The sequence below is a fragment of the Bacillus sp. 7884-1 genome (assembly GCF_002272245.1).
GTDB lineage: Bacteria > Bacillota > Bacilli > Bacillales > Cytobacillaceae > Neobacillus.
In genome coordinates, this window is record NZ_NPDD01000093.1 from 18,999 (window position 1) to 28,000 (window position 9,002).

Annotated in this window: 8 protein-coding genes and 1 other annotated feature; of the genes, 2 read left to right on the top strand and 6 right to left on the bottom strand. The window is 40.0% G+C overall.

The features are described from left to right. Positions 1-6: 6 nt before the first annotated feature. The 3 genes from polX to zapA form a co-directional block, all read right to left on the bottom strand. Complete coding sequence (gene polX / locus CHI06_RS12385) at positions 7-1,725, bottom strand: DNA polymerase/3'-5' exonuclease PolX (RefSeq protein WP_095248872.1); 1,719 nt, start codon at positions 1,723-1,725, stop codon at positions 7-9. 141 nt (positions 1,726-1,866) lie between these two features. After that, positions 1,867-2,421, bottom strand: a complete 555-nt coding sequence (locus tag CHI06_RS12390; RefSeq protein ID WP_095248863.1) for a CvpA family protein — start codon at positions 2,419-2,421, stop codon at positions 1,867-1,869. Between the two features lie 3 nt (positions 2,422-2,424). Then, complete coding sequence (zapA, locus tag CHI06_RS12395; RefSeq protein WP_095248864.1) at positions 2,425-2,688, bottom strand: cell division protein ZapA; 264 nt, start codon at positions 2,686-2,688, stop codon at positions 2,425-2,427. Positions 2,689-2,823: 135 nt separating this feature from the next. Here zapA and rnhC point away from each other — a divergent pair, with 135 nt between their 5' ends. Then, positions 2,824-3,762 (top strand): ribonuclease HIII, encoded by a 939-nt coding sequence (rnhC, locus tag CHI06_RS12400; RefSeq protein ID WP_095248865.1) that lies wholly within the window; start codon positions 2,824-2,826, stop codon positions 3,760-3,762. Positions 3,763-3,928: 166 nt separating this feature from the next. On the opposite strand, the gene pheT is transcribed toward rnhC, so the two are convergent. The 3 genes from pheT to CHI06_RS12415 form a co-directional block, all read right to left on the bottom strand. Then, positions 3,929-6,343: a phenylalanine--tRNA ligase subunit beta gene (gene pheT / locus CHI06_RS12405; RefSeq protein WP_095248866.1), complete on the bottom strand. Its 2,415-nt coding sequence runs from the start codon at positions 6,341-6,343 to the stop codon at positions 3,929-3,931. Between the two features lie 14 nt (positions 6,344-6,357). Beyond that, the gene (pheS, locus tag CHI06_RS12410; RefSeq protein ID WP_095248867.1) at positions 6,358-7,395 is read right to left on the bottom strand and encodes a phenylalanine--tRNA ligase subunit alpha; all 1,038 of its coding nucleotides are present in this window, start codon (positions 7,393-7,395) and stop codon (positions 6,358-6,360) included. A 70-nt stretch (positions 7,396-7,465) separates the two neighbouring features. Then, positions 7,466-7,708 (bottom strand) — a binding site (T-box leader). Positions 7,709-7,769: 61 nt separating this feature from the next. Then, on the bottom strand, positions 7,770-8,519 hold the full coding sequence (locus CHI06_RS12415) for a TrmH family RNA methyltransferase (protein WP_095248868.1): 750 nt from the start codon (positions 8,517-8,519) through the stop codon (positions 7,770-7,772). Between the two features lie 111 nt (positions 8,520-8,630). Here CHI06_RS12415 and sspI point away from each other — a divergent pair, with 111 nt between their 5' ends. Further along, on the top strand, positions 8,631-8,837 hold the full coding sequence (gene sspI / locus CHI06_RS12420; RefSeq protein ID WP_095248869.1) for a small acid-soluble spore protein SspI: 207 nt from the start codon (positions 8,631-8,633) through the stop codon (positions 8,835-8,837). The last annotated feature ends 165 nt before the right edge of the window (positions 8,838-9,002 follow it).

Below are 9,002 nucleotides of genomic sequence, written 5' to 3' on the forward strand. Positions count from 1 at the left end.
AACCCCCTATTTTCGATTATGCAAAAACTCTAGTAAGTCTTTCGGTTCAAGCGCATTGATCACTGATGATTTTTTAATCCATCCCTTTTTAGCTGTTGAAACGCCTACCCCCATATGTGATAGCGTTTCTTTTTTATGGGCATCCGTATTAATAAATATCTTAACACCTGCATCCTGCGCTTTTCGTAAATATTCAGCTTTTAAATCCAATCGATTTGGATTGGCATTAAGCTCTAAAGCCGTGTTCGTTTCTTTTGCTAACTCTATCAGCATATCGATATCAACATCATAACCTTCACGACGACCAATTTTTCTGCCAGTGGGATGGGCAATTAAATCCACATGTGCATTTTTTAATGCTGTACTTAGGCGTTCCATTATTTTTTCTCTTGGCTGTGAAAAAGCTGAGTGTACCGATGCAATGACGAAATCCATTTCAGCTAGGAGGTCGTCCTCATAATCTAGTGTGCCATCTGGTAAGATATCCATTTCAACACCTGATAGGATTAGAATATCATCATATTTCTCATTTAACTTCTTAATTTCTTCTTTTTGCTGCAATAACCGCTCGCGTGTCAGTCCATTTGCCACCTTTAAATACTGGGAGTGGTCAGTAATTGCCATATACTTATAACCCTTTGCAATGCAAGCTTCAACCATTTCCTCAATCGAATGAGCCCCATCACTCCAGGTTGAGTGCATGTGAAGATCGCCCTTTATATCACTAAGCTCGATTAAGTCTTCGTGGGCTGAAAAATCCTCCACTTCTTTGCCATCTTCTCTTATTTCAGGAGGAATAAAAGGCAGGTCAAAATGCTTAAAAAACTCTTCCTCTGAAGAAAAAGTTAGGATTTCACCTGTCTCGACATTTTCCACACCATACTCACTTATTTTTTCACCGCGCTCTTTTGCAAGCTGTCTCATTCGGACATTGTGGTCCTTTGAACCCGTAAAATGGTGAAGAGTCGTGATAAATTCCTCTGGTTTAACGATTCGAAAATCGACTGAAACATCATAATCAAAGCCAAAAACAAGTGATACCTTAGTATCTCCAGCACCAATGGTTTCTTTTATATTGGGTAATTCCAGCAAGAACTGTTTCACCTTTTCAGGCAGCTCGCTCGAAATAATAAAATCTAGATCTTTCACTGTTTCTCGCACTCTTCGTAAGCTTCCAGCCCGAGAGAATTTATGAATCTCAGGAAGTTCAGCTAGCTTCTCCTCAATCTGCTGTGCAATTGGCAGCATGTAGGCGAGAGGTAGTCTGTCTGGCCTTGAACCCACATTGGCGATAGCACTTAGGATTTTTTCTTCTGTCTTCTTTCCGAAACCTGCTAGTGCTTGGACTTTCCCTGCTTTACAAGCTTCTTCTAAGGTTGTGACATCTTCTATTCCTAGTTCTTTGTGAAGCTTAGCTATCTTTTTCCCGCCGAGCCCTGGTAATTGTAATAAAGGAATTAACCCCTTTGGAACCTCTTCCTTCAATTCCTCCAATACTGTGGAAGTGCCTTCATTTATGTATTCTTCAATAACAGCTCCGGTCCCTTTGCCGATTCCTGATAACTTGGTAAAATCCTCGATATCAGACAAACTGCGATCATCAAATTCAAGTGCTGATGCGGCTTTTCGAAAGGCAGAAACCTTGAAGGGATTTTCACCTTTCAACTCCATATATACCGCGATTGTTTCTAATAAGCGAATTAAATCCTTTTTATTTACCTCCATCATTTCCACCCACCTTGCTATTATTTTAACCTTTTAATAGAAAAACTTCTCTTAGAGAGAAGTTAAAGACCTACTTCTCTCCTAGAGAGAAGTTAAAGAGCAACTTCTCTCCTAGAGAGAAGTTAAAGACCTACTTCTCTCCTAGAGAGAAGTTAATGCAGCTGTATATTCTATCCACATACTTTTTATTTGCTGTGATAAGAATGGTGTATGATTCACAATCAAGTTCGCCATAATGGAATCATCCAAAGGTTTTTGCAAAACTTCCATTGGAACAAGCGCAGCAATATATAATAAAATAAAGAGTAATAGATAGACTTCGGCAAAACCAAGGATGCCGCCTGCCCAGACATTTAATTGCTTAAGGATTGGCAAATGGGCAATAAAATCAAGCATGGAGCCAATTATTTGTAACAGAATCTTTACCGCAAAGAAAATGATAACAAATGCAATGGCGCGGTAAAAGGCATCCTCTAAATTTCCATTCTCACTTAATAGTTTTAGAGGGGAAGTTGTACCAAGATTCGGATAGGGGACCCATAGCGTTAGTCTTGGAGCCAAATCATCATAGTATAAATTTGCCACTATGTATGCAATAATAAAACCTGTTAAATGGACTAACTGCAAAATGAAGCCTCTTTTTAAACCAATAAAAAAACCAAAAACTAATAAAATAATAATTGCTAAATCCAACATGACTTATTCAGTCCTTTTCCTTTGTAATTCAGATTGCAGCACCTCTAATTGTTCCTTCATAATAATATAATCATTGACGGCATTTAATGCTGTTAATACAGCCAGTTTACTTACATCTAGAGATGGATTCTTAGAACCAATTTCGCGCATCTTTTTGTCAACTAATGAAGCGACATGTCGAACATGATTTTGGGATTCAGTCCCTAAAATAACGTATTGCTGTCCGTATATATCAACGGTTGTTCTGGTTTTCTCTGTATTTGACAAATTACTGCCTCCATTCGATTCGAAGAAATCCCTATTTTATAATATAACACGAACAGATATGTGTCGAAAAGTAGAACAGTTTGATTTGGAGTAATTTTACCTTTTTCTAGAAAATTGTCGAGGAGTGTTTTTGAAATGGGAAATGTTGTGTTAAATCTAAACATGTCTGAAATTAATAAAATGAAAAGCTATTACGACGGTAATTTACTAGATAAAGCTCCTCCTGGCAGTGTGTTTGCTGCCAAGACTTCAGGCTCTACGATTACTGCCTATAAGTCCGGTAAAGTTTTATTTCAAGGGAGTGGCTGTGAAACAGAAGCGAGTAGATGGGGTGTGGCAGCAGCAAAAAGCACAGCACCTACTAAAACAAGTGCTCCTAAAGGGAATGTACCGAGTGGAATCAGTCAAATGTCGGTAATTGGTTCAGATGAGGTCGGTACCGGTGATTTTTTCGGCCCGATTACTGTCGTTGCCGCGTATGTACGAAAAGAAGATATTCCCCTATTAAAGGAATTAGGTGTTAGGGATTCAAAGGATTTAAATGACGATAAAATCATTGCAATTGCAAAGGTAATCAAGGATGTAGTTCCATTTAGCCTAATGACACTAAAAAATGAAAAATATAATCAGCTTCAGCAGACAGGTATGTCCCAGGGTAAAATGAAAGCAATCCTCCATAATCAAGCCATCCTTAATGTGCTGGAGAAAATTTCACCTGTTAAACCTGAAGCGATTCTGATTGACCAATTTGTTCAAGGAAGCACCTATTTTCAGCATGTTAAAAATCAAAAAGGTGTTGCGAAGGAAAATGTTTATTTCAGCACAAAGGCGGAAGGTATCCATCTTGCCGTAGCTGCAGCATCCATCCTCGCACGTTATGCTTTTGTTCAGTATATTGACAAGCTTAGTGATTCGGCAGGATTTAAGATTCCAAAAGGCGCAGGGGCTCAGGTGGATGAGGCCGCTGCAAAATTGATTTTGAAAAAAGGTAGAGAAGTATTGCCACAGTTTGTGAAGCTGCATTTTGCAAATACCGATAAAGCGATGAATTTAGTGAATAAAAAGAGAGGGTAATGTAGTGAATCTTTTCATGTGATCACTTTTTTGTATTTAATCGGTTTCGATTTGGTCCAAGCTACCTTTATTGACCAAATTTCATTTTTCACTCAATTTCTTTCACCTACAGCATGCATAAAAATGACCTAGTGGATTGATCACTAGGTCATTTTTGAATCTATTTTTACCCTCTCAATACTGCACAAGCTTTTTCTTTCAAGGCTTCTAGTACTTGAGTATGGACTTTTGTTACTTCTTCGTCTGTTAATGTGCGTTCTGGATCCATATATTTCAATGAGTACGCGATGGACTTTTTGCCTTCCTCCATGCGTTCACCTTCGTATAGATCAAACACATTTACCTCTTTTAGAAGCTTTCCACCAGCGGTTTGGATAATATCCCTTAATACTCCAGCGACTGTTTCTTTATCCACGACAAGAGCGATGTCTCTTGTGATTGATGGGAAACGTGGAATTCCGGAGTATCTTAGCGGTGCAGTGGCTTCCTCAAGAATAGCCTTTAATGATAACTCAAACACATAGGTATCTTTTAAATCTAATTCTTTTTGCATGGTTGGGTGTACCTGACCTATGAAGCCGATTCTCTCATCATTTAAGTGAATTTCAGCAGTACGTCCTGGGTGCATATTATCAACTTTAGCCTGAACATAAGTCACACTCTCAGTCAGACCAAGTTTGGCAAATAATCCTTCTAAAATACCTTTTAATACATAGAAGTCAACAGCCTTTTTCTCACCTTGCCAAGAATGGCTGTGCCATAAACCTGTAATCGCACCAGCTAAATGCTCCTGCTCTTCAGGTAATACTTCGTTTCCATTAGCTAAGAATACAGCTCCTGTTTCATAAACAGCTAGGCTGTCGTTTTGACGAGCACTGTTGTATTTTAAAACTTCCAACAGCTGTGGCATGATGCTAAGGCGTAAAATACTGCGGTCCTCACTCATCGGCATTGCTAGGCGAATGAAATCACGTTTCTCAAGTGCGAACTGTGCTGCTTTTTCTTCACTTGTTAACGAATACGTTACCGCTTGATACAAGCCGGCACCTTCTAAATATTGGCGGACAACGCGGCGTTTTTCCTGATAGTCCGATAATTTACCTGGTGTAGCCGAACCGATTGGCAATGTTTTAGGAATATTATCGTAGCCGTAAAGACGCGCAACTTCTTCAATTAAGTCTTCTTCGATTTTAATGTCACCACGGCGTGTTGGAGCTGTAACCGTAATCGTTTCACCTTCACTAGTTACCGCAAATTGAAGGCGTTCGAAAATTGCTTCAACCTCTGACACAGTCAGGTTTGTTCCGATGACACTATTTATTTTTTCCAAAGTAATTGAAACCACTGCTGGTTCAACTGTAAGTGTATCAACCTCCGAGGCACCTTCTAATACTTCGCCGCCAGCGTATTTTGCCATCAAATATGCAGCACGCTCACCCGCAGCTCGTACGCGGTTGGGGTCGACACCTTTTTCGAAACGAGCGCTAGCCTCACTTCGTAATCCATGGTCCTTCGATGCTTTTCTTACAGTTCCTCCTGTAAAATAAGCCGCCTCCAACAATACGGTTGTTGTGTCTGAAGTAACCTCAGAATTAGCTCCGCCCATTACACCTGCTAATGCAACTGGTTCTGTTCCATTTGTAATTACTAAATGATCAGAGGTTAATGTACGTTCAGCATCATCTAACGTCGTGAATTTTTCACCATCATGTGCACGGCGAACAAGAATTTCTTTTGACCCTAAACGATCATAGTCAAATGCATGCAGCGGCTGACCATATTCTATTAAAATGTAGTTGGTAATATCGACGACATTATTGTGAGGACGAATTCCCGCAGACATTAGTCTTGTTTGCATCCATAGCGGCGCTGGTCCGATTTTTACATTTTTAATCACTTTTGCAGCATATAAAGGATTATCCTCATTTGCTTCAACTTTTACGGTAATATAATCTGTTGCCTTTTCATTTACTGGCTGAAGATCGATTTCCGGAAGCTTTACTTCTCTTCCAAGAATCGCAGCAACTTCATAAGCCACACCAAGCATGCTCAAGCAATCCGCGCGGTTTGGCGTTAAGCCAAGCTCAAGAACTTCATCATTACGGTTTAATAACGCGATTGCGTCTGCTCCAACCTCTGCGTCTTGTGGAAAAACAAAAATCCCTTCAGAATATTCCTTCGGTACAATCTTCGCTTCCATGCCTAACTCAGTTAGTGAGCAAATCATTCCATTTGATTCTTCACCACGAAGCTTCGCACGCTTAATTTTAAAATTACCCGGTAATACAGCGCCAACGGTTGCCACTGCAACCTTTTGTCCTTGTGCGACATTAGGTGCGCCGCAAATAATTTGAACAGGGTCCCCCTGACCAATATCTACTTGGCATTTGCTTAATTTATCAGCATTTGGATGCTGTACACGCTCAACAACGTGACCAACTACTACTCCCGTAATACCTTCGTTAAGGACATCTACACCCTCAACCTCAATCCCGCTTTTTGTAATTTTTTCAGCTAACTCATCAGCCGATACTCCGGATAAATCTAAATAATCCTGGAGCCATTTATATGAAACGAACATAACGCGATCTCCTCCTACTCGTGTTTTGAAAACTGTTTTAAGAAACGTACATCGTTGGTGTAGAAATGGCGAATATCATCGACACCGTATTTCAACATCGCAATTCGCTCTGGACCCATACCGAATGCAAATCCAGTGTATTTTTTAGAATCGTAGCCAGCCATTTCAAGAACGTTTGGATGAACCATTCCTGCTCCAAGAATTTCAATCCAGCCTGTTTTCTTACAAACATTACAGCCGTGTCCACCGCAAATCATACAGGAAATGTCCATTTCAACAGATGGTTCAGTGAATGGGAAGAAACTTGGGCGCAATCTGATTTCACGGTCATCACCGAACATTTTTTTCGCAAAAATCTCTAATGTCCCATGAAGGTCGCTCATGCGGATGTTTTCTCCAACCACAAGGCCTTCAATCTGCATGAACTGGTGGGAGTGTGTCGCATCATCGTTATCACGGCGATACACTTTACCCGGACAGATAATTTTGATTGGGCCTTTACCCTGATTCTTTTCCATTGTCCGCGCTTGAACGGGTGATGTATGTGTGCGCAGTAAAATTTCATCTGTAATATAGAAGGAATCCTGCATGTCGCGTGCTGGGTGACCCTTCGGTAAATTTAAAGCCTCAAAGTTATAATAATCCTGCTCTACTTCAGGACCTTCAGCCACCTGATAACCCATACCAATAAATAAATCTTCTATTTCTTCAATGATTCTTGTTAGTGGATGGTGGTTTCCTACCTTAACTGGTCTTCCTGGCAGTGTAACATCAATCGATTCAGAAGCTAGTTTTTCTAATATGGCAGCTTCTTCTAAATCCTTCTGTTTTGCCTCTAAAATAGTAGCAATGGCTTCTCGAACCTCATTTGCAAGTGCTCCCATCATTGGGCGCTCCTCTGCTGACAGCTTACCCATTCCACGAAGGACTTCGGTAATTGGACCTTTTTTTCCTAAGTAGGCAACACGGATGTCATTTAATTCTTTTAAGCTTGAAGACTGTTCAATACTTTGAATAGCTTCCTGCTGCAATTCCTTTAATCGTTCTTGCATCATATTTCCTCCTTTATTAATGTGTAAATTTAGGCGGGAACTTTCTCAAAACAAAAAAACCCCATCCCTGGAAAGGGACGAGGTTTATAGTCGCGGTACCACCCTTGTAAACACGGTATGTATAAAACACATGTGTTCGCTTCATTGAGATAACGGCATTGGCCGGTGCACCTTTACATTTCTATTTGAAATGGTCCCGGTGCCAACTCAGGAGGTGAACTTCTCTTATCCTTCCCATAAAAGTGCTTTCAGTCTCGGCACTTTCTCCCTACATGGTCTTTGAAAAGATACTTTTCTCCGTCATCGTCTTTTGTATTTTTCAATAATGTAAATTATTATATAATACTTTACCTGATGATTCAAACTAGTATCGTCTATTTTTTTAAAAAATATAACAGGATGCCTGTTGCTACTGCGACATTGAGTGATTCACTTTTACCGTAGATGGGAATATACAGGTTTGCTGTCGTTTTTTCAAGCAGCTCTTTGTTAACCCCGCTGCCCTCATTGCCGACAAGCAATGCAAAGGTTTCATCTGTTGAAATATCAGTATATGCAGAAGCCCCTTCAAGTGCTGTACCATAAACCGAAATATTTTTCGTTTTCAGCTTTTCGACCCAATCATGAAGATCGCCTCTTATGATAGGCAGGTGAAAATGACTGCCTTGTGCCGATCGAAGTACCTTTGAATTAAAAACATCCACGCTTCCCTTTCCTACGACTACTGCGTCAATGCCAGCTGCGTCTGCCGTTCGAATCATTGTACCTAGATTTCCTGGATCCTGTACTGCATCAATTAGCAAGTAAGTCCTTGCATTCGGTACTTCTAACTGAACCTGACGGCAAACGGCATAAATCCCTTGTGGTGCCTCTGTGTCAGATAATGAATTTGAAATTTCTTCGGTAACTAGGGTGACCGGTACTTCCCCAGAATCCCAGCGGGGCGGGAGACCTGTCTTATCAGATACGATAATTTCGATTACACTCTCATGTTGTTTTAATGCTTCTTCGACTAAATGAAAGCCCTCGACTAAAAAGGTTCCGGAATTATCCCGCTCCTTTTTCGTTAACAGCTTTTTCCATTGTTTTACTTTAGGGTTTTGAATGGATTCAATATGCTTCAAGTTTGTGCTCCTCTAGTGTTTTTCCTCATTATATCCCAAAAAAAATACATAATAAAACCAAATATAGAAATCATATTAAAGAAATGTATGATGAAAAAGGAGTGTGTGATGATGAATTTAAATTTGCGAAATGCTATTATTCACAATGTTACTGGTAACTCCCAAGATCAATTAGAAGATACAATTGTTGATGCCATTCAAAATGGTGAAGAAAAAATGCTACCTGGCTTGGGCGTGTTATTTGAAGTGATTTGGAAAAATTCTTCTGAGGAAGACAAGAAAGAAATGCTTTCTATACTTGAAAATGGGTTAAAGTAATTTAGTATTTGAGGCTGCCGATTCGAACTCGGCAGCTTTTTTTATGCTTATCCGCAAGTATTTCTTGCTATCCGAGAGTGAATTGCGTTATCCGAGAGTATTTCTCGCTATCCGAGAGTATTTCTCGCTATCCGAGAGTATTTCTCGCTATCCGAGAGTATTTCT

Coding starts and splice junctions, on each gene's coding strand:
- CHI06_RS12390 (WP_095248863.1), bottom strand. CDS start 2,421: ATGTTGGATTTAGCAATTATTATTTTATTAGTTTTTGGTTTTTTTATT.
- pheS (WP_095248867.1), bottom strand. CDS start 7,395: ATGCAAGAACGATTAAAGGAATTGCAGCAGGAAGCTATTCAAAGTATT.
- polX (WP_095248872.1), bottom strand. CDS start 1,725: ATGGAGGTAAATAAAAAGGATTTAATTCGCTTATTAGAAACAATCGCG.
- sspI (WP_095248869.1), top strand. CDS start 8,631: ATGAATTTAAATTTGCGAAATGCTATTATTCACAATGTTACTGGTAAC.
- rnhC (WP_095248865.1), top strand. CDS start 2,824: ATGGGAAATGTTGTGTTAAATCTAAACATGTCTGAAATTAATAAAATG.
- pheT (WP_095248866.1), bottom strand. CDS start 6,343: ATGTTCGTTTCATATAAATGGCTCCAGGATTATTTAGATTTATCCGGA.